Genomic DNA, 681 nt, shown 5'->3' with positions numbered 1-681 from the left:
CGCACCGGCCGCCGGCCCCGCCGACGCGGTCCTGCCGCTCACCGGCCCCGACACCGCTCTGCCGCCCACCGGCCCCGACACCGCCCTGCCGCCCGCCGACCAAGAGGAGTACGCCCGATGACCGGCACCACCGGGCACGTGCAGCTCGTGCGCGACGGCACGCTCGCCCGGCTCGGCCCGGCCGGCGACATCGACGGCGTCGGCGGCACCACGCCGGACGGACTGTTCGCCCACGACGCCCGCCACCTCAGCCGCTGGCAGCTCCGCGTCGCCGGGGCCGCGCCCGTCACGCTCCGGCCCGCTGAGGAGGACCCCGCGGGCGCCTCCTCCGTCAGCGTCCTCACACCCCCCGGCACCCGCGAGGCGCCCCCCGCCTACACGGTGTTCCGCGACCAGAGCGTGACCGGCGGCGCCCTCACCGAACGCCTCACCTTCGTCAGCAACCTCCCCGAGCCGGTGACCGCCGAGCTGGAGCTCACCGCCGACGCCGACTTCGCCGACCTCTTCGCACTCCGCGCCGACCGGCGGACGTACGAGCGGCCGGACACCGAGCACACCGTCCAGCCGGTGCACGGAGGCGTACGGTTCGACCACCGCAGGGACGAGTGGCACGCCCGGACCGTCGTCGAGTGCGCGCCCGCCCCCGACTCCGTGGGCGAGACCCCGGACGGCGGCACCGCC

General features: G+C 77.5%; 1 protein-coding gene. It reads left to right on the top strand.

The genetic code is table 11. The features are described 5' to 3' along the window. Window positions 1-117: 117 nt before the first annotated feature. Window positions 118-681: glycogen debranching N-terminal domain-containing protein (locus tag CCN29_RS36000; RefSeq protein ID WP_442538407.1), on the top strand; the 564-nt coding region annotated here is incomplete at its 3' end.

This window comes from Streptomyces pseudogriseolus, assembly GCA_002154585.1.
Lineage (GTDB): Bacteria > Actinomycetota > Actinomycetes > Streptomycetales > Streptomycetaceae > Streptomyces > Streptomyces pseudogriseolus.
The sequence above is the reverse complement of the archived record's forward strand: the minus strand, read 5'-3'. Positions and strand labels throughout refer to the sequence as shown.